This window comes from Gordonia sp. OPL2 (assembly GCF_003797825.1).
GTDB lineage: Bacteria > Actinomycetota > Actinomycetes > Mycobacteriales > Mycobacteriaceae > Gordonia.
The window spans coordinates 138,341-158,372 of the sequence record NZ_RKME01000009.1 but is presented as its reverse complement, the minus strand read 5'-3'; the positions used below and the strand labels follow the sequence as shown (position 1 = coordinate 158,372).

Annotated in this window: 20 protein-coding genes; 11 read left to right on the top strand and 9 right to left on the bottom strand. The window is 69.3% G+C overall.

Annotated elements, in window-relative coordinates; all coding sequences use genetic code 11:
• Positions 1-61 precede the first annotated feature (61 nt).
• Positions 62-1,489: an amidase gene (locus EEB19_RS11860; protein WP_187586423.1), complete on the bottom strand. Its 1,428-nt coding sequence runs from the start codon at positions 1,487-1,489 to the stop codon at positions 62-64.
• A gap of 9 nt (positions 1,490-1,498) precedes the next feature.
• Entirely contained in the window at positions 1,499-2,113 is a 615-nt protein-coding gene (locus tag EEB19_RS11855; protein ID WP_187586421.1) for a TetR/AcrR family transcriptional regulator, read from the bottom strand.
• An 80-nt stretch (positions 2,114-2,193) separates the two neighbouring features.
• On the opposite strand from EEB19_RS11855, the gene EEB19_RS11850 reads away from it, so the two are divergent.
• Positions 2,194-3,450: an MFS transporter gene (locus tag EEB19_RS11850; protein ID WP_187586419.1), complete on the top strand. Its 1,257-nt coding sequence runs from the start codon at positions 2,194-2,196 to the stop codon at positions 3,448-3,450.
• 4 nt (positions 3,451-3,454) lie between these two features.
• Here EEB19_RS11850 and EEB19_RS11845 read toward each other — a convergent pair whose 3' ends face one another.
• Positions 3,455-4,051 (bottom strand): TetR/AcrR family transcriptional regulator, encoded by a 597-nt coding sequence (locus EEB19_RS11845; protein WP_187586418.1) that lies wholly within the window; start codon positions 4,049-4,051, stop codon positions 3,455-3,457.
• Between the two features lie 201 nt (positions 4,052-4,252).
• On the opposite strand from EEB19_RS11845, the gene EEB19_RS11840 reads away from it, so the two are divergent.
• Positions 4,253-5,449 carry an acyl-CoA dehydrogenase family protein gene (locus EEB19_RS11840; RefSeq protein WP_187586416.1) on the top strand — a complete coding sequence of 399 codons (1,197 nt, stop codon included), beginning with the start codon at positions 4,253-4,255 and terminating at the stop codon, positions 5,447-5,449.
• A 52-nt stretch (positions 5,450-5,501) separates the two neighbouring features.
• Positions 5,502-6,614, top strand: coding sequence for an acyl-CoA dehydrogenase family protein (locus EEB19_RS11835; protein ID WP_187586414.1), 1,113 nt, complete (start codon positions 5,502-5,504; stop codon positions 6,612-6,614).
• A 286-nt stretch (positions 6,615-6,900) separates the two neighbouring features.
• Here the strand turns inward: EEB19_RS11835 and EEB19_RS11830 are convergent, their stop codons facing one another.
• Both EEB19_RS11830 and EEB19_RS26925 read right to left on the bottom strand, forming a co-directional pair.
• The gene (locus tag EEB19_RS11830; protein WP_187586412.1) at positions 6,901-8,040 is read right to left on the bottom strand and encodes an LLM class flavin-dependent oxidoreductase; all 1,140 of its coding nucleotides are present in this window, start codon (positions 8,038-8,040) and stop codon (positions 6,901-6,903) included.
• Entirely contained in the window at positions 8,037-8,171 is a 135-nt protein-coding gene (locus tag EEB19_RS26925) for a hypothetical protein (RefSeq protein WP_262365604.1), read from the bottom strand. The genes EEB19_RS11830 and EEB19_RS26925 overlap by 4 nt, the downstream gene beginning before the upstream one ends.
• 177 nt (positions 8,172-8,348) lie before the next feature.
• Here EEB19_RS26925 and EEB19_RS11825 point away from each other — a divergent pair, with 177 nt between their 5' ends.
• The 4 genes from EEB19_RS11825 to EEB19_RS11810 all read left to right on the top strand — a co-directional run bounded on the left by EEB19_RS11825 (position 8,349) and on the right by EEB19_RS11810 (position 12,005).
• On the top strand, positions 8,349-9,560 hold the full coding sequence (locus EEB19_RS11825) for an LLM class flavin-dependent oxidoreductase (RefSeq protein ID WP_187586410.1): 1,212 nt from the start codon (positions 8,349-8,351) through the stop codon (positions 9,558-9,560).
• A complete protein-coding gene (locus EEB19_RS11820; protein ID WP_187586408.1) occupies positions 9,557-10,921 on the top strand; it encodes an NtaA/DmoA family FMN-dependent monooxygenase in 1,365 nt (454 codons plus the stop codon). Before EEB19_RS11825 ends, EEB19_RS11820 begins: the two co-directional genes overlap by 4 nt.
• 67 nt (positions 10,922-10,988) lie before the next feature.
• The gene (locus tag EEB19_RS11815; protein ID WP_187586406.1) at positions 10,989-11,417 is read left to right on the top strand and encodes a DUF350 domain-containing protein; all 429 of its coding nucleotides are present in this window, start codon (positions 10,989-10,991) and stop codon (positions 11,415-11,417) included.
• 132 nt (positions 11,418-11,549) lie between these two features.
• Positions 11,550-12,005, top strand: a complete 456-nt coding sequence (locus EEB19_RS11810; protein ID WP_187586404.1) for an SRPBCC family protein — start codon at positions 11,550-11,552, stop codon at positions 12,003-12,005.
• A 130-nt stretch (positions 12,006-12,135) separates the two neighbouring features.
• Here EEB19_RS11810 and EEB19_RS11805 read toward each other — a convergent pair whose 3' ends face one another.
• The gene (locus tag EEB19_RS11805) at positions 12,136-12,939 is read right to left on the bottom strand and encodes an HAD-IIA family hydrolase (RefSeq protein ID WP_187586402.1); all 804 of its coding nucleotides are present in this window, start codon (positions 12,937-12,939) and stop codon (positions 12,136-12,138) included.
• Positions 12,940-13,006: 67 nt separating this feature from the next.
• Here EEB19_RS11805 and glp point away from each other — a divergent pair, with 67 nt between their 5' ends.
• Genes glp through EEB19_RS11785 form a run of 4 tightly spaced genes read left to right on the top strand, consistent with a single transcriptional unit; the run spans position 13,007 to position 18,440 of the window.
• Positions 13,007-14,227 (top strand): gephyrin-like molybdotransferase Glp, encoded by a 1,221-nt coding sequence (gene glp, locus EEB19_RS11800; protein ID WP_187586400.1) that lies wholly within the window; start codon positions 13,007-13,009, stop codon positions 14,225-14,227.
• A gap of 56 nt (positions 14,228-14,283) precedes the next feature.
• Positions 14,284-15,018, top strand: coding sequence for a phosphatidylserine decarboxylase (locus EEB19_RS11795; RefSeq protein WP_187586398.1), 735 nt, complete (start codon positions 14,284-14,286; stop codon positions 15,016-15,018).
• Positions 15,019-15,021: 3 nt separating this feature from the next.
• Positions 15,022-16,089 (top strand): phosphatidylcholine/phosphatidylserine synthase, encoded by a 1,068-nt coding sequence (locus EEB19_RS11790; RefSeq protein WP_187586396.1) that lies wholly within the window; start codon positions 15,022-15,024, stop codon positions 16,087-16,089.
• A complete protein-coding gene (locus EEB19_RS11785; RefSeq protein WP_187586394.1) occupies positions 16,086-18,440 on the top strand; it encodes an AAA family ATPase in 2,355 nt (784 codons plus the stop codon). Before EEB19_RS11790 ends, EEB19_RS11785 begins: the two co-directional genes overlap by 4 nt.
• A gap of 36 nt (positions 18,441-18,476) precedes the next feature.
• Here EEB19_RS11785 and EEB19_RS11780 read toward each other — a convergent pair whose 3' ends face one another.
• The 3 genes from EEB19_RS11780 to EEB19_RS11770 form a co-directional block, all read right to left on the bottom strand.
• Positions 18,477-18,845 carry a VOC family protein gene (locus EEB19_RS11780; RefSeq protein ID WP_187586392.1) on the bottom strand — a complete coding sequence of 123 codons (369 nt, stop codon included), beginning with the start codon at positions 18,843-18,845 and terminating at the stop codon, positions 18,477-18,479.
• 45 nt (positions 18,846-18,890) lie between these two features.
• Positions 18,891-19,370 carry a hypothetical protein gene (locus tag EEB19_RS11775; protein ID WP_262365603.1) on the bottom strand — a complete coding sequence of 160 codons (480 nt, stop codon included), beginning with the start codon at positions 19,368-19,370 and terminating at the stop codon, positions 18,891-18,893.
• A 204-nt stretch (positions 19,371-19,574) separates the two neighbouring features.
• Positions 19,575-19,994: a hypothetical protein gene (locus EEB19_RS11770; RefSeq protein ID WP_187586390.1), complete on the bottom strand. Its 420-nt coding sequence runs from the start codon at positions 19,992-19,994 to the stop codon at positions 19,575-19,577.
• Between the last annotated feature and the right edge of the window lie 38 nt (positions 19,995-20,032).

Here is a 20,032-nt window from a genome sequence, read left to right as displayed (position 1 = left end):
ACCGCCTGAACGAGGTTGCCGTATGGTCCGGGTTGCGGACCATACGGCAACCTCTGTCTGGTCAGTGCTCCCGAACGGCCTGATCCTGAATCCGCGCGAACGGCCGCGCCGCCTCCAGCTCGAACGCCAACTCCAGCAGGGTGCGTTCACGGCCGAGGTCGGCGGAGAAGTGGAGCCCGAGTGGCAGGCCCTCGGCGGTGCGGGCCAGCGGCAGGCTGATCGCCGGTGTGCCCGTCGCGTTGTTCGCCGGCGTGAACGCAACGTAATGGACCAGCCGCTCGAAGATCTCGTCGAAATCCCCACCGGGATCGAGGTATCCGATCCGGGGCGTCGTGTGCGCCAGCGTCGGCGTGAGGACGAGGTCGTGGCTGTCGAACACGGTACGGAACCTCGCCGTCGACCGTTTGAGTCCGATGATGGTCGACGGTGTGCGCCAGAAGGTCCGCAGGTAGCGACGCGACAGTCCGATGGTGAACGGGTCGAGCGCGTCTCGGTCGAAGTCCTTGCCCACCAACACTCGTCCCAGCCGGTGCATCGAGCAGGCCAGCATCGACCAGTAGTCGACGAACTGGCGGACGAACGCCTCGTCGAGCGGGATGGGGATCGTCTCGACGTCATGACCGAGATCGGTGAGCAGATCCGCGGCAGACGCGAGGGCCGCCGCGGTCTCCGCGTCGATCGGCTGTCCGGTGACCGTCGTGTCGACGAGCCCGATGCGGAGGCGACGTCGGCCCGGTCCCCCGACCAGTCCGACGCGTGGAAGACCCTCCGGCTCCCGGAATGTCTCCGCGTCGGAGATGAAATACGCTGTGTCACGCACGGTTCGGCTGAGGATGCCGTTCGAGATGATGTCGACCGGCAGGACCTGACCGGTCGGCGACGGCGCGACCCGTCCGCGCGTGGGTTTGAGGCCGACCAGACCGCATGCGGCGGCCGGGATCCGGATCGATCCTCCGCCGTCGTTGCCGTGCGCGACGGGAAGTGCACCGGCCGCGACCAGCGCCGCCGACCCGCCCGAGGAGGCGCCCGACGAATAGTCGGTGTCCCACGGATTGCGCGTCGGGTCGCGGTCGACGAACTCGGTGGTCGCGGTCAGACCGAACGCGGGCAGGGTCGAGGCGCCGACGATGTTGACCCCGGTCGAGAGGAACTGCTCGGTGAACGGTTCGTTGCCCTTCGCGGGCAGGTCCGGCATCGCGGCCGACCCGTTACCCACCGGCAATCCCTCGAACAGGGTGTTGTTCTTGATGATCGACGGCACGCCGGCGAACGAACCCGCGCCGAAGTCGGCGTCAGCCGCGCGGGTCAGCGCTCGTTCCCGGTCGTCGACCGCGATCGCATTCACCTGAGGATTGATCGCATCGATCCGGGCGATCGCCGCCAGCACGGCCTCGGTCGCGGAGAACTCACCGGCGCGGATCGCGGCTGCGATCCCCACCCCGTCGCGGTCACCGAGGACGTCGTCGCCGAACGCATGGACGTACTTCATGCGCCGACATTAGCCTGATCGGCCGCTCCGATCGGTCATGCGCATGACATCGGAGGCCAGGTCGTGGGCATACGTGTCGTCGAGGGCGAGCCCGAAGACCGCATGGTGATAGAGCGGCGCGATGACGTGATCGAGGATCTGCCGGACGGTCGGCGCTTCTTGTCCACGGGCGGCTGCGCGCCCGACCATCTCCTCGGCCTGCTCCCGGCGGATCTCCCAGCACGGGCATTCCTCGACGACGTCGTTGCGGGCGAACACCATGGCGCGCAGGTAGGCGCGACGCTTCGGACGGCCGATGTCGGCCGCGATGATGCGCGACCACTCCGCGAGGTCGTCGGCGAGTCCACCGGTGTCGGGCAGTGGCTCCCCTTGTGTCAGCGCCGCGACCGCCACCTCGCCGAGGAGTTGCTCGATGGTGCCCCACCGTCGGTAGATGCTCGTCGGGTTCACCCCCGCCACCTCGGCGACCTCGGGGATCGTCATCGTGTCGCGCTGTCCGGCACCCACCAGATGTCCGACCGCCGCATACACCGCCGATTGCACCCGTGCGCTGCGACCACCCGGGCGCTTCGCGCCGGGGGAATGAACGCTCGCTGACGCGGTTGAACCACTCATGCCGACCATTATTGCAAATCAGTTTGCTTTAGTGTGCGGACCTCGGATACGTTCAATCTAACGCAAACGGCTTTGCTTTAGGAGATGAGATGACCCGACTGCACCCGCATCGCGCGTTCTGGGTGATCACGGCGACGTTCGTCATGGTCCTCTTCGCCTCCGCCGCACCCTCGCCCCTGTATCCCGTGTATCAGGAACTGTGGGGGTTCTCCGCGTTCACGCTGACCGCCGTGTTCGCGATCTACGTCGCGACCATGCTCGTGAGTCTGTTGACCGTCGGCTCCCTCTCCGACCACATCGGCCGGCGCCCCGTGCTCGCGATCGCACTGGTCCTGCTGATCGCGAGCATGATCCTGTTCGTCGCGGCAGACGACGTCGGCCTGCTCATGGCGGCACGCGCGCTGCAAGGGCTGGCCACCGGCGCGGCGATGGGCACGCTGACGGCGACCGTCGTCGACCTGCAACCGACGAAGCGGCTCGGTTCGGCGATCACCGGAGCCGCACCGGCCATCGGCTTGGCCGGCGGTGTCGCCGTCGCCGGACTGTTCGTGCAGTACGCCCCAGCCCCGCGGTTCCTCATCTACGAGGTCATCCTCGGGCTGTTCGCGGTGCTGCTCATCGCGTTGCTGGTGGTCCCGGAGACCTCCGAACGTATCGGGTTCACCTCCCGCCGCCACCTCTTGCACACCATCGCACCGCAGGTACGGCTGCCGATCGAGGTGCGACGCGTGTTCGTGGCCGCCGTCCCGGCGCTCGTCGCCACCTGGTCCCTCGGCGGGCTGTACCTGTCCCTCGGCTCCTCTGTCGTCGCGCGCATCTTCGGCGTCGACAACCACGCCGAGGCCGGCGTCCTGCTGTTCGTGTTCTTCGCCTCCGCCGCGGCGACCTCACTGCTCATCACCGGACGGTCGGCGGCAACCAAGCTCGCATTCGGGTACCCGGCCCTCGCCGGCGGCGCGGTCATCTCGCTCGCCGGGGTACTCGGCGAGACTCTGCCGCTCTACGTCGCCGGCTCGATCATCGCCGGCGCCGGCTTCGCGGCGACCTTCCTGGGCGCGCTCGACAGCATCAGCGCCGCCACACCCCCGCAGCAGCGCGGCCAGGTGTTCTCGTCGGTGTTCGTCGCGAGCTACCTCGCATTCAGCCTGCCCGCCGTGGTGGCCGGAATCATCGTGTCCCACATCGGTTTGCGGGAGACGGTCGTCGGCTATGTGGCCTACGTGCTGGTGCTGGCGGTGGTCGGCGCGCTCACGAACGCACACCTCCGTCGGCGATCGGCGAGGAGCAGCGTCTCGGCACCGACCGTCGCGCCGGAGTCCGCGGATCCGATCTCGGCGCCGCGCTGACCTGTCAGCCCGCGCCGACGATACGCGCGGCCATCTCGGCCTGAAACGCACCTATCTGCTCCGGCGTCAGCGAGCCGGACTCCCGGTACCACCGTGCGACGTCGACACCCATCGAGAGCAACAACGTCGTGGTCGCCTTCGGGTCGTCGACATCGAAGACGCCTCCGGTGATGCCCGCATCGACGATCGCCCCGACACGACGGGCGACCTCTTTGCGCATCACTCCGATGGCCTCGCGATGTTCTGCCGAGAGGGAGTCCAGCTCGTAGTTCACCACTCTGGACCACACGTGATCACGGGCGTGATGGGAGGCCAACGCCCCGATCACCGCCCGCAGCCGCGCGCCGGGCGGTGATGCGGGGTCGTCGGCGTCGTCGATCAGTGTCAGGAACGACCGGTGTCCGGCGTCGGAGAGCTCGTAGAGCACCTCCTCCTTGGACCGGAAGTGCACGTACACAGCCGCCGGACTCATCTGCGCACCGGTTGCGATGTCACGGGTGGTGGTCGCGTCGAATCCCTTGGTCGCAAAAGCCTCCACCGCGGCCCGCAACAGCCGGGACCGCGCTGCGACGGCACGAGACTGCGGTTCCACGACTGACATGTCGCCGGCCTCCGTTTCCGCTGGACCCTGATGACCCCGCCTCTGATGACCCCGCCTCTGCTGACGTTGACATGCGCCGCCGGCAGCGGCATAGTGCACGGTATCACTAAGCAAGCGCTTAGTCAGCGGATGCTTCACTCGGCCCCGCCATGTTTCGCGTCTGCACCCCACGATCCCCTGACCAGGAGTAGGACAGAACTCATGCAGCTGACATTCAGTCCAGAAGAAGAGGCGTTCCGCGAAGAGTTGCGGGCCATCTTCGCGAAGGTCCCCGAGGACCTCCGTCGTCGCTCCGAGGCCGGCAAGCTGAACTACCCCGAAGACCTGATCACCACCACGCGCATCCTCAACGAGCACGGCGTCGCCACGCCGGGCTGGCCCGTCGAGGCGGGTGGCCGCGACTGGACCCCCATCCAGAGCCACATCTACCGCGAGGAGATGAGCCTGATGCACGTCCCGGACATGCTGCCGTTCAACGTCGGCATGATCGGTCCGGTCATCGCGCAGTTCGGTTCGCCCGAGATGAAGGAACGCTTCCTGGCCAAGACGGCCAACCTCGACATCTGGTGGTGCCAGGGCTTCTCCGAGCCCGAGGCGGGTTCGGATCTCGCGTCACTCAAGACCCGTGCGGTCCGCGACGGCGATCACTACGTCGTCAACGGCCAGAAGACGTGGACCACGCTCGGCCAGTTCGCCGACTGGATCTTCTGTCTCGTGCGCACCGATCCCGAGGCCAAGAAGCAGGCCGGCATCAGCATGCTGCTGTTCCCGATGGACACGCCCGGCGTGGAGCTGCGTCCGATCCAGCTCATCGACGGCAGCTTCGAGGTCAACGAGGTCTTCTTCAACGACGTCCGCGTGCCGGTCGAGAATCTCGTCGGCAAGGAGAACGAGGGCTGGACCCAGGCCAAGTTCCTGCTCGGCAACGAGCGCAGCGGCATCGCCCGCGTCGGGTACACCAAGACCAAGCTCGCCAAGGCGAAAGAACTTGCCCGCCAGACCACGACCGCATCCGGTGGCACGCTCCTGGAGGATCCGCTGTTCGCGGCCCGTCTCGCCGAGCTGGAGAACGATCTGCTCGCGCTCGAGATGACCCAGCTGCGCGTCGCCGCATCGTCGGCCGACGGCAAGCCGAACCCGGCGTCGTCGCTCCTCAAGCTTCGCGGTAGCCAGCTACAGCAGGACGCCATGGAGTTGCTCGCCGATATCGCGGGTCCCGATTCGCTGCCGGTCGCCGGCCTCGATGCGTCCGCCGCCAACGGCACCGCCGACGTCGCGTCGCCCGAGTGGGCACAGCTGTCCGCGCCGACCTACCTCAACTACCGCAAGGTGAGCATCTACGGCGGGTCGTCGGAGGTTCAGCGCCAGATCATCGACAAGGCCGTGTTGGGTCTCTGAGACACCGACCGCCTCAACTCTTTTCACGACTCACGAGAACCTGGGAACTGTCATGGATTTCGAACTTTCCGACGAACAGACGATGCTGCGCGACACCGTGCGCGAAGTGCTGACCCGCAAGTACGACGTCGAGACGCTGCGCGCGGTCACCGACACCGAACTCGGTTGGGACAAGGGGGTGTGGAAGTCGTTGGCCGACATCGGCATCCTCGGTCTCACCTTCCCTGAGGACGACGGCGGCATGGGCGCCGGACCGGTCGAGTTCACCAGCGTGATGACCGAGATCGGCCGTTCGCTCGCACCGGAGCCCTACCTCGACTCGGTCCTCGTGCCGGGGTCGCTCGTCGCCGCCACCGCCGATGACGACACCCGCGCCGAGATCCTCGGCGGTCTCGCCTCGGGCGAGCTCCTGGCCGCCTTCGCCCACCTCGAGGCCGGCGACCGCTGGCCTGCCGCCAAGGTCGCCACCACCGCGACCGACGGCAAGCTCAACGGCACCAAGGTCCTTGTCGGACATGGCGACTGCGCAGACAAGCTGGTCGTGTCGGCGCGCACCGACGACGGCATCGGCCTGTTCTTGATCGACGCCAACGCCGACGGCGTCACGCGGACCCCGTACCGCACGCACGACCGCCGTCGAGGTGCGCAGATCGAGTTCTCCGACGCCGCGGCCACCCGACTCGGCAGCGGCGACGCCTCCGAGGTCATCGCCAACGCCGAGGTCGGCATCCAGACCGCGCTGTGCGCCGAGGCGGTCGGAGCGATGGAACGCGCCCTCGACCTCACCGTCGATTACCTCAAGACGCGCAAGCAGTTCGGTGTCACGCTGTCGCAGTTCCAGACACTCACCCAGCGCGCCGCAGACATGTACACCCAGCTGGAGCTGGCACGCAGCATGAGCCTGTACGCCACGACCGCACTCGCCGACGGCATCTGCGATCCGATCATCGCGTCGCGGGCCAAGCTGCAGATCTGCCGGTCCGGGCGCCTCATCGGCCAGGAGGCCATCCAGATGCACGGCGGCATCGGCATGACCGCGGAATACCCTGTGGGCCACTACGCGAGCCGCCTGACGGCCATCAGCCACACGCTCGGCGACGCGCAGGATCATGTCGCGAAGCTGGCCGGGTCCATCAACGATTGGGACATGATCACCGTCGGGTGAGCCTGTGCTGAAAGAGGCTGAAAGAGAAAGCGCCGTCCCTCGGACTCTGAGGAGCGAAGCGTCCCACGGTCCCTGAGGAGCGAAGCGGCCCACGGTCCCTGAGGAACGAAGCGTCACGAAGGGTCGCCCTTCGTGACGCTCGCAAGCTCGCTCCTCAGGGACCGGGTGACGCTCGCAAGCTCGCTCCTCAGGGACCGGTTTACGCCCGCGAGCTCGCACCTCAGGGACCGGTTTACGCCCGCGAGCTCGCACCCCAGGGACCGATTGAAGCTCGCAAGCCCGCACCTCATGGACCGGGCTTCGGGCGCAGACCCCACTCCTGCGCCAGGAGCCGATGCGACTGCTTCCGGTCCTCGAAATCGTGGGTGACGCTGGTGATCACGAGTTCGTCGGCACCGGTCACGCGAGCCAGCGTCTCGAGGCGCTCGGCCACGGTGGCCGGCGATCCGACGAACTGGGTGCGCACGCGGTCGTCGACGACCCGCTTCTGCTGCTCCGTCAGCGGCTGCGCCGTCGCCGGATCCCGATACTCGGATGCACCATGCCCGCTGCGGATGTCGTACACCCAATGGCCGTAGGTGGAGGCGAGATGGGTTGCGGTCGCGTCGTCCTCGGCCACCACGACGTCGGCGGACACCACGACGTGTGGCTGCGTCAGCCGCGCTGTGGGCCGGAACGCCGACCGATAGGCCTCGACCGCTTCGAGCACCGTCGACGGACTCACGTGATAGTTCGCGACGAACGGCAGACCGTTCGCGCCTGCGACGGCCGCGCTCTGACCCTTGCTGCTGCCGAAGATCCACACCTCGATGTCGGCGTTCTCGCCCGGCACTGCACGCACGTCGAGGTCGTCGATCGCGTAGCGCCCGCCGAGCAGGTCGAGCACATCGTCGACGGCATCGGCGAAGTCTTGATGCCGGGCACCCTCGAACTCGAGTGCGCGGGTCATCGTCGCGAGCCGCGGTGACCCCAACAGCTGCTCGATCGGGAAGGGTTCCGGGATCAGCAGCCCGTCCACCCACTGCTCGGGCCGCGGTTCGGTGACCCGACCGCCGGACGCGACCACCGACAGCGCCTCCGCGCGCCGCTGCCCGGAACGTCCGAGACCGAGATCGAGGCGGCCCGGATACAGCGCATCGATCGTGCCGAACGCCTCGACCACCGACGCCGGCCGATGATGGCCCAATTGCACCGCGGCGCTGCCCACCCGGATGCGCTCGGTGGCCGCGGCCACCAGCGCGATGAGGGTCGGCGTCGACGAACTCGCGACCGCGACGAAGTGGTGTTCGGCGAGCCAGTAGCGGCGGTAGCCCCAGTCCTCGGCGGCGCGCGCGAGGTCGACCGCCCGGCGGATCGCCTCGGTCGCCGTCGATCCGTGGGTGATCGGCGCCAGGTCGAGCACCGACAGAGGAACCCGAGACGTCACGAGTCACTCCCGCAACGACATTCGGCTCCGGGACACAGGTCGGTGGCGAACTCGGCCTCGGGCGCGAGCCCCGAGACCGCCCGCAGCAGGTAGCGGTGCTGGGTGTCGAGCACCCGGATCAGCCATGCCATGGCCACACTCCTGGGGTCGGGCCGGTCGCGGTCGGGTCGGTCGCGGCGCCGACGGGACGGCGACGCGGCAAACACCCATTACGGCGGATCACCGGGCCGATGGCGAGGGTTGCGCCCACACTGATCGAGACTGTCCGGATCGGGCTGCGGGCGGGAGTCCCGCGCGTTGATCCGGGCATGACCACCACCGGCAGTCCACATCTGGCCGTCGCACTCAGCGGGGCGGGCTGGCATCCGCTCGCGTGGCGTGAACCCGACGCCAGACCCGCTGACCTGACCCGCCCTGCCTACTGGAGGGACATCGTCGGCGCCGTCGACCGGGCCGGCGTCGACCTCGTCACCATCGCCGACGGCTTTCGGCGCCGCCCACCGACCACCGATGACATCGACCGTCCGATCACGGACCTCGTGGCGGGGCGGCTCGACTCGGTGCTCATCGCCGCCCGCGTGGCGCCGACGACGACTCGCGTCGGGGTGCTGCCGACGCTCATCGCCACGCACACCGAACCCTTCCACGCCGCCAAGGCGATCGCCACCCTCGACTTCGTCGGACGTGGGCGCGCCGGCGCGGTCGTCGACGTCGCGGCCACCGACATCGATGCGCGACTCTTCGGCCGCCGCACACTCCCCGACGAACCGAGCCACCGGGACACCGAGTTGCATTCGGAGGCAACCGACTACGTCGAGGTGCTACGGCGTCTATGGGATTCGTGGGAGCACGACGCCGAGATCCGTGACGTCGCCACCGGGCGATTCATCGACCGGGACAAGCTGCATTACATCGACTTCGAGGGACGGTTCTTCTCCGTACGCGGGCCGTCGATCACCCCGCGCCCGCCGCAGGGACAACCGGTCGTCGCGGCGTCGGCACACGGCTCCGACGGTGCCGTCGACCTTGTCGGGTCCGCCGCCGACATAGGATTCGTCGCCGCCCACGACCGCGCGTCCACCTCGCATGCCGCCGGCGCCATCCGGGACGCCGCGCACCGCGCGGGCCGGGCGTCGGAGACCGTTCACGTGTTCGTCGACCTGCTCGTGTACCTCGACGACACCGACACGGCCGCCGCCGATCGTCGTGCGCGCCTCGACGACCTGCTCGGTACCCCGTACACCGGCGGCACCGCCGCCTTCGCCGGCACACCGGCATCGCTGGCCGATCTGATCGCCGACCTCACCGACCCGTCGACAGGCGCGACCGGAATCCGACTGCGGCCGGCGACCATTCCGCATGACCTGCATCGGATCACCGACGAAGTGGTGCCGGAACTGCGGCGACGCAACGCCTTCCGCGTCGTCGAGGAATCGTCGACGCTGCGCACCCGACTGGGCCTGACCCCGGCCGCGAATCGATACGCCCGCGCCACGGAGATCGTAGGAGCATCCCGATGACCAAATCCGTCCATCTGGCCGCGCACTTCCCGGGCGTCAACAACACCACGGTGTGGAGTGATCCGCAGGCGGGCAGCCACATCGAGTTCGATTCGTTCACGCGATTCGCGCAGACCGCCGAACGCGGTCTTTTCGACTTCCTCTTCCTCGCCGAAGGACTCAGGCTGCGCGAACAACACGGCGAGATCTACGAACTCGACGTCGTCGGTAGACCGGACACGTTCACCGTCCTGGCCGCGATCGCCGCGGTGACCGACCGGCTCGGTCTCGCCGGCACGATCAACTCCACCTTCAACGAACCCTTCGAGGTGGCTCGCCAATTCGCCTCCCTCGATCACCTCTCCGACGGGCGAGCCGCATGGAATGTGGTGACGTCGTGGGATGCGTTCACCGGAGAGAACTTCCGACGGGGCGGCTATCTGCCGGAGGATCAGCGCTATCAGCGCGCCCGTCAGTTCCTGGAAACCGCGCTCGAGCTGTGGGACTCGTGGCGCGACGACGACATCCTCGCCGACCAGAACAGCGGCAGGTTCCTGCGACGCGACGATGCGGGGGCCTTCTCCCACGTCGACGACCAGTTCACCATCTCCGGGCACTTCTCGGTACCCCGAAGCCCGCAGGGACGTCCGGTCATCTTTCAGGCCGGCGACTCCGAGGAGGGTCGCGAGTTCGCGGCCGCCCGCGCCGACGCCATCTTCTCGCGGCACGCCACCCTCGACGCGGGCCGGGCCTTCTACGCCGACGTCAAGGACCGGCTGCCTGCACACGGTCGACGGCCCGAGGACCTGCTGATCCTGCCCGCCGCGACCTTCGTGCTCGGCGACACCGACGCCGAGGCCGCCGACCTCGCTCACGACGTACGGCTGGCACAGGTGAGCGGCCAGACGGCGATCAAGTTCCTCGAACAACTGTGGAATCGCGATCTGTCCGACCACGATCCGGACGGACCGCTGCCGGACATCGATCCGCTGCCCGGCGAGAACACCGTGGCCCGCGGTCGCGCGAGCGTGCGGATCCACCGCGATCCGCGCGACGTCGCCCGTGAGTGGCGCGAGATCGCCGCGGCCAAGAACCTGTCCACGCGGGAACTGATCATCGAGGTGACCGGGCGGCAGTCGTTCGTGGGCGCCGCCGAGACGGTCGCCCGCGAGATCAACGAGCTGGTCCAGGCCGACGCGAGCGACGGATTCATCCTCGTCCCGCACATCACTCCGGGCGGGCTCGACCGTTTCGTCGACGAGGTGGTCCCGGTGCTGCAGGATCTCGGCGTCTACCGCAGCGCGTACTCGGGGACGACGCTGCGGGAGAATCTGGGACTCGGCACGCCACGTCCGGCAAACGCCGCGGTCGGCACCGCCTGATCGCTACTGTTTCTCCTGACAGCCGGCGGCCGACACGCCTCGCCGCGCCACGGACGGGAGATGCTCGATGGACCTTCTGCGCGACAACATCGGCGCTGCCGCCGCATACAGCATCGTGGGTGTGTTGCTGCTCGTCGTCGGGTTCCTCGCACTCGACCTGGTGACACCCGGCCGTCTGCGCAACCTGATCTGGCTCGACCACAACCGGAACGCGGTGATGCTCGCGACCGCGCAGGTGATCGGATTGTCGATCGTGCTCGTCGCAGGCATCCGCGACTCGCTGACGCTCGAACTCTGGCGCGGGATCGTCTACACGATCGCCTACGTGGTGCTGGCGATCGCGGTGATGATGTGGTCGTTCGTGCTGATCGACTGGCTGACCCCCGGCAAGCTGGGCACGCTGCTCCTCGACGACGACGAGCATCCCGCGGGATGGATCTGCGGGGCGGTCTTCATCGGTGTGGGCGCCGTGATCGGCGCCGCGCTGGGCCTGTAGACATCGGCGCAGACGCGGCATCCACTATTGACGGTCAGACAACAAGCCGCTTAGGGTCGTCAGCTAGCAGTCTCGACCTGCTGTTCGGCTGCTGTTCGACGCCGCTGTTTCGACCATCTGAGGGGAATCACCATGGCCGCGCCACTGATCGAGGAATCCGTCGAGATCAACGCCTCCGCGGAGGACGTCTGGGCGGTGATCTCCGACCTGCAGCGCATGGGCGAGTGGAGCCCGCAGTGCAAGAAGATGATCATCCGCGGCGGACCGGTCGGACTCGGGACCCGCACCATCAACATCAACCGTCGCGGCCCGCTCGTGTGGCCGACGACATCGAAGGTCATCCGGTTCTCGCCGAACCAGGAGCTGGCCTTCCGCGTCGCCGAGAACCGCACGGTGTGGAGCTACACCCTCGAGCCGGCGGGGGCCGGTGTGAAGGTGACCGAACGTCGAGAGGTCGCCAACGGCACCACCAAGGTGTCGTCGTTCCTGGTCGACAAGATGATGGGCGGGACCACGAACTTCGAGGCCGAACTCAAGCTCGGCATGGCCGAGACCCTCGCCGAGATCAAGCGGGCCGCAGAGAAGTAGGGGTTCGACGGCGGCTGGTCTGGATAGGCGGCCTGATCTCGATACACCCGGCTCGCTCCGCTCGCGCGGGCACTCGATCAGCGGATGACGGGATCGCCGGGATCAGCGGAACCCGGGATCAGCGGCGGCCTCAGGTCCGGTCCGACACCTTGCGCATGAGTGCGGGGACGTCGGCGAGGGAGTCGACGATGTGGTCGGGCACCGGGCCGAACTCGTCACGCTGCAGGGTCTCGAGCGCTTCCTCGCGGAACTTGCCGGTCCGCACCAGCACTCCGATGAGTGCCGCGGCCTGCGCACCGAGCACGTCGTTGTGCATGTCGTCGCCGACCATGACGACCTGCGTCGGCTCGAGCTGCATGAGGTCGACGGCGGCACGGAAGCCGAGCGGGGACGGCTTGCCGATCGCACGGATCTTGCGGTCGGCGGCCTTCTCCAGCCCTTCGAGGTAGACGCCGGTGTCGATGCTCAGGCCCTTCGCCGTCGACCACGTCATCGAGCGGTGCATCGCGATCACCGGGGTACCGCGCACCATCAGTTCGAGAACCTGAGACAGTGCGCGGTGGTCGAACACCGGTCCGGCACCGCCGAGGACCACCACCTCCGCCCGAGCAGGGTCGTCGGTGAGCTCGACACCGGTCATGTCCTCGGCGATGGGCCCCTCGTTGAGGACCCACACCCGCCTGCCCGGGTGATGAGCGGTCAGATATTCGGCGGTGAGTTTGGCGGCCGTGAGGATCTCATCCGGGGCGACGTCGAACCCGCAGTCGTTGAGCGCCTCAGCGATCTCACCGCGAGATCGGGAGGTCGTGTTGGTCAAGAACATCCGTGGATATCCCTGGTCCTCCAGTTCGGCGACCGCCTCCACGGCCCCCGGCAGCGCCTTCCACGAGGTGACCATCACCCCGTCGATGTCGAGCAGCAACCCCAGCGGCATGGGTGAAAATCTAGTCGCGTCGGCGGCGGCCCGCACGGCGCGCGGAGGCCGATGGCATGCTGAGCGGATGCGATCGGTGTCAGATCACCAGGACGTAGTCGCCGCTCTGTTCTCCGCACCGGAGTCCGAACGGATACCGGCGGCCGACGCGCTCGGGCGTGTCACGACCACCGATGTCGTCGCGTCGATCGCGCTCCCCGGTTTCGACAACTCGGCGATGGACGGATATGCGGTGCGCGCCGCCGACATCGCCTCCGCCACCGACGATTCGCCGGTGCGGCTGCCGGTCGCGCAAGACATCCCCGCCGGACGGACCGACCACCTCACGCTGGACCCGGGAACCGCGCACCGGATCATGACCGGCGCCCCGCTCCCCGACGGCGCGGATGCCGTCATCCCGGTCGAGCGGACCGACGCCGCCGTCGACGTGGTCACCGTCTTCGGTGCGGTCCCGGCCGGACGGCACATCCGGGCGGCCGGATCGGACATCGAGGCCGATCAGCCGGCCATCCCGGCCGGCACCCGGCTCGGCGCCCCGCAGGTGGGACTGCTGGCAGCCCTCGGGATCACCGAGGTGGACGTGACCCGCCGACTGCGGGTGGTGGTGCTCTCGACCGGGTACGAACTCGTCACGCCCGGGACGCCGCTGGAGTACGGCCAGATCTACGAGTCGAACGGACCCATGCTGACCGCCGCCGCCACCGAGGCCGGCGCCGACGCCACGCACCTGCACTACGTCACCGACGACGTCGACGTGTTCCGCGCACGCCTCGACGAGATCAGCGACGACGCCGACCTGATCATCACCTCCGGAGGCGTCAGTGCGGGTGCGTTCGAGGTGGTCAAGGATGCGCTGGGCGACACGGACACCGGGGACGTGCAATTCGTGAAGGTGGCGATGCAGCCGGGTATGCCGCAGGGGTGCGGGCACTACACCGGGCCGGCCGGCCGTCGTGTGCCAATCATCACGTTGCCGGGGAATCCGGTCAGCTCGCTGGTGTCGTTCGAGGTGTTCATCCGGCCACCGCTGCGGGCCGCCATGGGTCTCGGGCCGCACCGGTCGCGGGTGACGGCCCGCCTGCACGCCGACGTCCGCTCCCCCGCAGGCAAACGCCAATTCCTGCGGGGCGTGCTGAGCGAGACCGACGACGGTCTGGTCGTGGACCCGATCGGCCCGCCGGCGTCGCACCATCTGCGTTACCTGTCGCGCGCCGACAGTCTCATCGACATCGATGCGGACACCGAGTCGGTCGCCGCGGGGTCCCTCGTCGACGTGATCACACTCTAAGCTGGCGGGTGTGCCGGCAGACGTCGGCAATCCGTGACAGCAACAGGAGGTCGATGGTGGCCAGGCGCCCGCGTCCCGACGGAACGCGCAGCGGAGCAGGTCATCTCATCGACCTCGCACGCGAGACCATCCCGCCTGTCCACCGGGCGGGCCTGCCGTTCGTCGCCGCACCCGCCGCCGTCGCCCTACTCGGCCGCCGCCACCGGTGGATCGCGCGCCCCGCAGCGCTGACCGCGGGTGCGTGCGCCGCCTTCTTCCGGCATCCCACGCGCGTGCCGCCGACGACGACGGGTGCCGTGGTCGCGCCGGCCGACGGCACCATCGCCCTGGTCGACGAGGCCGTCCCACCACCGGAGGCCGGCCTGGGCGACGCCGTGCGGCCCCGGGTGTCGACGTTCCTGTCGATCTTCGACGTGCACGTCCAGCGCGTCCCCATCACCGGTTCGGTGATCGCGGTGACGCACACGCCGGGACAGTTCGTCTCCGCCGACCTCGCCGAGGCCAGCTCGGTCAACGAGCGCACCACGATGACGTTGCGCTGCCCGGTGGGCACCGCCGGGACCGGCGAGCCGAGCACGCACGACGTCGCGGTCGTCCAGATCGCCGGCCTCATCGCGCGCCGCATCGTCTGTGAACCGGCCGTCGGCGACGAGGTGAGCGTCGGCGACACCTACGGCCTGATCCGCTTCGGGTCCCGGGTGGACGTCTACCTCCCGGTCGGCACGGTTCCCCAGGTCCGAGTCGGCCAGCGGGCCGTCGGCGCCGAAACCCTCTTCGCGACCCTCGGCTGACCGATGACGACACCCCGCCGATCCGAACGGTCGACGTCTCACCGCACCCCGACGACCCACCCCACCCGCCGACCACGCAGCGCCCAAGCGCCCCGACCGGTCAGCCGGCCGTCGCCCGACCGCGCACGATTCTCCAAGCAGGCCGCCGCGGGACGACTGTTCGTGCCGTCGGCGCTGACGATCCTCGCCATCTGCGCCGGGCTGACCGCGGTCCGGGTCACGGGCACCGGCGACATCAACGCGGCGATGGGTCTGGTCGTCGCGGCCGCGCTGCTCGACGGCATCGACGGACGCGTCGCCCGCATGATGGGCGCGACAACCCGCATGGGCGCCGAGATCGACTCGCTGGCCGACGCCATCAACTTCGGCGTGGTACCCGCCCTCATCGTCTATCTGCATCTCATGTCCGATCAGGACCTCGGATGGATGCTCGCGCTCATCTACTGCTGCGCCATCGTGCTGCGGCTGGCCCGCTTCAACACCTTGCTCGACGACGACGGCGCACCCGGTTACACACGGGACTTCTTCGTCGGCGTACCCGCGCCCGCTGCGGCGATCATCGCCCTGCTGCCGATCGGACTGTCGCAACAGTTCGGCAACGGCTGGTGGACGTCGGTGCCCGTCGTCGGCGGCTGGCTGGTGTTCGTCGCGCTGCTCGCGGTGAGCCGGGTGCCCACCGCATCCCTGAAGACCGCGTCGGTGCCGCCGCGTGCGCTGGCCGGGCTGCTCATCGTCGTCGCGATCGGTGCCGCGCTGCTGCTGACCTTCCCGTATGTCCTGATGATGATCGCGATCGGCGGCTACCTGCTGCACATCCCATTCGCCTGGCGGAACAAGCGGTGGGTCGCCGAGCGTCCCGAGCACTGGGAGGATCATCCGTCGGAGCGGCGGGCGCAGCGCCGCGCGATCAACCGCTCGCAACCGCGTCGTCGGCGGCTCGCCACCGCGGCCAAGTCGCAGGCGCGACTCGGACTGCGCCGGCCGACGGGGATCTCGGCGCCAGCCGAACAACGCGCCGAGGTGCCGTCCGACACGGTGACCGATCTGCCGAGTGAGGAGGCCGGCCGATGACCGGGCCGATCCAGTTGACGCTGACCGCACGGGTGAATCCGTCGGCGGCCGAACCCCGCCGTGGGATCGTCCGCGTCCACTCGGAGGTGCTGGCCGCGCTGGGTCTGCGTGAATGGGATGCGGTCTCGATCACCGGTGCCCGAGTCACCGCCGCGGTGGTCGCCGAGGCAGGCCCGGACACTCCCACCGGCACCGCCCTCCTCGACGACATCACGTTCTCCAACGCCGGCGTACGGGAGAACGCGTCGGTGGTGCTCGCGCCGTGCGAGGTGCACGGCGCGGCGCGGGTCACGGTGTCGGGGTCGGCACTGGCCACCGCGTCGGTCGACGAGCCGACGCTGCGGCGGGCACTGCTCGGCAAGGTGCTCTCGGTCGGCGACGCGGTGTCGCTGCTGCCGCGTGACCTCGGCCCCGATCTGGCCGCGGGCGACGCGACCCGTGCGCTCGCCGTCTCGGTCGGCATCACCTGGACCAACGAATTGCTGACGGTCACGGCGACCGAACCCGCCGGCCCCGTCAGCGTGCAGACCAACACCGCGGTCCTGTGGGCCGACGCGAACGGACACGGCGTCACGCCGCGTGCTCGCAGGCAGGCGGGCACGTCGGCGCCGTCCTTCCCACCCCCGTCGACGGCGATGGGATTCGCCGCCACCGATCCGGCGAACCCGGTGTCGGCAGCCCCCGCGGCGCCGACACGGCCGACTCCGGCGCACTCGCCCGGGGTCACCACGAGCGCGTCGTCGGCGGTCGCGGTACGCCCGGTGTCGGCGCTGGTCGGCGTCGACACCCAGGTCGCCAAGCTGACCGAGTGGCTGTCGATCACCCTCGACGAACCCGAGGTGCTGCGCAGGCTGGGAGCGACGCCGCGACTGGGCGTGCTCGTCACCGGACCGGCCGGCGGCGGCAAGGCGACGCTGGTGCGGTCGGTGTGCGCGGACCGGCCGCTCACCGTGATCGACGGACCCACGGTCGGGGCACTCGAGGCGAGCGCTCGGCTCGGCGCGGTGTCGTCGGCGGTGGCCGGACTTCGATCCGGTGGCGGCGTCCTGCTCATCACCGATGTCGACGCACTCCTGCCGGCACCGCGCGAATCCGCTGCGCCGGAACCGGTCTCGGCACTGATCCTCGACGAGCTGCGGTCGGGTATCGCCGACGGTGCGATCGCACTGATCGCGACCACCGCCGAGGCCGTGCGCCTCGACAGCAGGCTGCGAGATCCGTCGCTGTGCGACCGCGAGCTGATCATCGGCCTGCCCGACGCCGCGACCCGCGCTCGCCTGCTGTCGGTGATCCTCACCGATGTCCCCACCGACGGACACCTCGATCTCGACGTGATCGCCTCCCGCACACCGGGTTTCGTCGCGGGAGATCTCGCGGCGCTGACGCGGGAGGCCGCGCTGCGGGCCGCCGCCCGCCTCACCCGGCGCACCGACGGCGACACGGATGCGGAGCGGCCCTCGACGGGACTGCGCACCGACGACCTCCTCGGCGCCCTCGAGGTGATCCGGCCCGTGTCACGGATGGACTCGCCGGAGGTGGCGCTCGGATCCATCACGCTCGACGAGGTCGGCGACATGGTCGAGACCAAGCAGGCGCTGACCGAGGCGGTGCTGTGGCCGCTGCAGCACCCCGACACGTTCACCCGCCTCGGTGTCGATCCTCCGCGGGGCGTGTTGCTGTTCGGTCCGCCCGGCTGCGGCAAGACGTTCGTCGTGCGCGCGCTCGCCGCGTCGGGCCAGTTGTCGGTGCACACGGTCAAGGGCGCCGAACTGATGGACAAATGGGTCGGGTCGTCGGAGAAGGCGGTGCGTGACCTCTTCGACCGCGCGCGGGAATCGGCGCCGTCGCTGATCTTCCTCGACGAGGTCGATGCGCTGGCCCCGCGGCGCGGGCAGTCCAGCGACTCGGGCGTCGCCGACCGCGTCGTCGCATCACTGTTGACCGAACTCGACGGCGTCGAACCCCTGCAGGACGTCGTCGTCCTGGGTGCCACGAACCGGCCCGACCTGATCGACCCGGCGCTGCTGCGTCCGGGGCGGCTCGAGCGACTGGTCTTCGTGCCGCCGCCCGACGCGGACGCCCGCGCCGATATCCTGCGCACGGCGTCGCGCAACGTGCCCCTTGCCGACGATGTCGACCTGCCGGCCCTGGCGGCCGACCTCGACGGCTACTCCGCGGCCGACTGCTCGGCGCTGCTGCGCGAGGCGGCGTTGTCGGCGATGCGCCGCGACATCGATGCGGCCACCGTCGGCCCCGAGGACATCGCCGAGGCCCGGCGACGCGTGCGACCGTCGCTGGACGCCGCGCAGGTGGAGAACCTGCGGGCGTACGCGGAGCGGCGGCTCGACTAGCGCTCGAGAGCGTCCCGGTCGCTTCGCTCGCCTGGCTCAGCCCGAGGGCTCCCGAGGCAGGACGCAGAACGGGTTGCCGTCCGGATCGGCGAGGACGACCCACGGTAGGTCTGTGTCGTCGGAGACGACGACCGCGCCCTCACCGACCAGTCGTCGCACCTCCTCGGACTGCGTCGAACCCGACGGACGCAGGTCGAGGTGAAGGTGTGCGATGTCGGGTGTCGCCTCGTCCGCCGACTGGAACAGCAGGATGCAGCGACCGTCCCGGCTGATCTCGATGAACGCGGTACCGCGGTCATCGGACCACCGGGTGGTCACCTCGACCTCGAGCGCCCGGCACCAGAACGCGGCCAGACGCTCGGGATCGCGACTGTTGACGACGGTGCACACCAGGTCCGAGCTCATCGCGTCGAACTACCCGCTGCGCACCGTCGCCGAAACGTCGCGCCCTCAGGCCCCCGCGCTCTGCCCGGACTGCGTGGACGATCCCGTTCCAGGGGCGGTCTGCCCCTCCTGCTGCCCGGGGGTCTGCCCCTGCTGGCCGGGCATCTGACCCTGCTGGCCGCCCGGCATCTGACCGTTCATCCCGCCCTGGCCGCCCGGCATCTGGCCCATACCGCCCTGGCCACCGGGCATCTGACCCATGCCCCCTTGGCCACCGGGCATCTGGCCGTTCATGCCACCGGGCATGTTCGAGCCGGGTCCCTGAGTCGTCGACGACGACGAGTCACCGACGACGTAGCCGGCACCGAAACCCAATCCGGCGGCCACCACCGCGACACCGATGCCGCCCGCGATGACGGCGTTGCGCATCTTGTCCGACGCCGCGGGCGCCGCGGATCGCGGGCCGGTGCCAGAACGTGGGATCTGATCGGTCGGATGATCGGACGGGTTGTCGTGGGCGACGGTCGCCTCGGTAGGTGTGGACATCGCTGTCTCGCTTTCTGCTGTGGACAAGTGAGGTCCACGGTCCCGACGACGACTGACGATGACCTGCCGCGCGACTGGCAGTTGGCTGTGAAGCCCTTCGTGACGCTCGTTCCTCGCGGCCTCCTCAGGGCCCAGGTGGGGAGGGAACCGTGTTCCGATCCCTGAGGAATCCCGGAGCCTGCGGAGGGATGTCACGAAGGGCGATCAGCCTGCGCTCACCTGATAGAACACCGACTGACCGCCCCCGGCGGCACCGGTGGCCGTGCCGACCTGCACCCAGTAGGTGGTGCCATCCTTGGTCGCGGAGAGGATCACGACGCGCTGTCCGCCGTCGGAGCTGCGCGAGGATTCGGTGAACCCGGCGTCGGTGAGCTGCTTCACAGCGGCGTCGAGGACGTTGCCCGCCTCTCGACTGCCCTGGACGGTCGCCGACCACCCGTCGGCGCGGGTGCCGTCGGCCGACAACACGGTCCCCTCGATGAGCGGGACCTGCGCGACGGGAAAGTCTTTCGGTAGCGCGGCACCGTCCTGGCGGTCCTCGTCACCGCCGCCGCAGCCGGCGAGCAGCGCGATCCCCGCGAGTACGGCCACGCAGAGCGTTGACAGCCTGACGAAGCGGTTCATGACCGCAACGGTAAGGTAGACACCGCGGGCGGTGCCCG

What these genes read in the sequence shown, in the direction of transcription:
- EEB19_RS11840 (WP_187586416.1), top strand. Translation starts at nt 4,253, where the DNA reads ATGCAGCTGACATTCAGTCCAGAAGAAGAGGCGTTCCGCGAAGAGTTG.
- EEB19_RS11835 (WP_187586414.1), top strand. Translation starts at nt 5,502, where the DNA reads ATGGATTTCGAACTTTCCGACGAACAGACGATGCTGCGCGACACCGTG.
- EEB19_RS11790 (WP_187586396.1), top strand. Translation starts at nt 15,022, where the DNA reads ATGACGACACCCCGCCGATCCGAACGGTCGACGTCTCACCGCACCCCG.
- EEB19_RS11785 (WP_187586394.1), top strand. Translation starts at nt 16,086, where the DNA reads ATGACCGGGCCGATCCAGTTGACGCTGACCGCACGGGTGAATCCGTCG.
- EEB19_RS11775 (WP_262365603.1), bottom strand. Translation starts at nt 19,370, where the DNA reads ATGTCCACACCTACCGAGGCGACCGTCGCCCACGACAACCCGTCCGAT.
- EEB19_RS11855 (WP_187586421.1), bottom strand. Translation starts at nt 2,113, where the DNA reads ATGGTCGGCATGAGTGGTTCAACCGCGTCAGCGAGCGTTCATTCCCCC.
- EEB19_RS11780 (WP_187586392.1), bottom strand. Translation starts at nt 18,845, where the DNA reads ATGAGCTCGGACCTGGTGTGCACCGTCGTCAACAGTCGCGATCCCGAG.
- EEB19_RS11825 (WP_187586410.1), top strand. Translation starts at nt 8,349, where the DNA reads ATGACCACCACCGGCAGTCCACATCTGGCCGTCGCACTCAGCGGGGCG.
- EEB19_RS11810 (WP_187586404.1), top strand. Translation starts at nt 11,550, where the DNA reads ATGGCCGCGCCACTGATCGAGGAATCCGTCGAGATCAACGCCTCCGCG.
- EEB19_RS26925 (WP_262365604.1), bottom strand. Translation starts at nt 8,171, where the DNA reads ATGGCATGGCTGATCCGGGTGCTCGACACCCAGCACCGCTACCTGCTG.
- EEB19_RS11815 (WP_187586406.1), top strand. Translation starts at nt 10,989, where the DNA reads ATGGACCTTCTGCGCGACAACATCGGCGCTGCCGCCGCATACAGCATC.
- EEB19_RS11805 (WP_187586402.1), bottom strand. Translation starts at nt 12,939, where the DNA reads ATGCCGCTGGGGTTGCTGCTCGACATCGACGGGGTGATGGTCACCTCG.
- EEB19_RS11770 (WP_187586390.1), bottom strand. Translation starts at nt 19,994, where the DNA reads ATGAACCGCTTCGTCAGGCTGTCAACGCTCTGCGTGGCCGTACTCGCG.
- EEB19_RS11850 (WP_187586419.1), top strand. Translation starts at nt 2,194, where the DNA reads ATGACCCGACTGCACCCGCATCGCGCGTTCTGGGTGATCACGGCGACG.
- EEB19_RS11860 (WP_187586423.1), bottom strand. Translation starts at nt 1,489, where the DNA reads ATGAAGTACGTCCATGCGTTCGGCGACGACGTCCTCGGTGACCGCGAC.
- EEB19_RS11820 (WP_187586408.1), top strand. Translation starts at nt 9,557, where the DNA reads ATGACCAAATCCGTCCATCTGGCCGCGCACTTCCCGGGCGTCAACAAC.
- EEB19_RS11845 (WP_187586418.1), bottom strand. Translation starts at nt 4,051, where the DNA reads ATGTCAGTCGTGGAACCGCAGTCTCGTGCCGTCGCAGCGCGGTCCCGG.
- glp (WP_187586400.1), top strand. Translation starts at nt 13,007, where the DNA reads ATGCGATCGGTGTCAGATCACCAGGACGTAGTCGCCGCTCTGTTCTCC.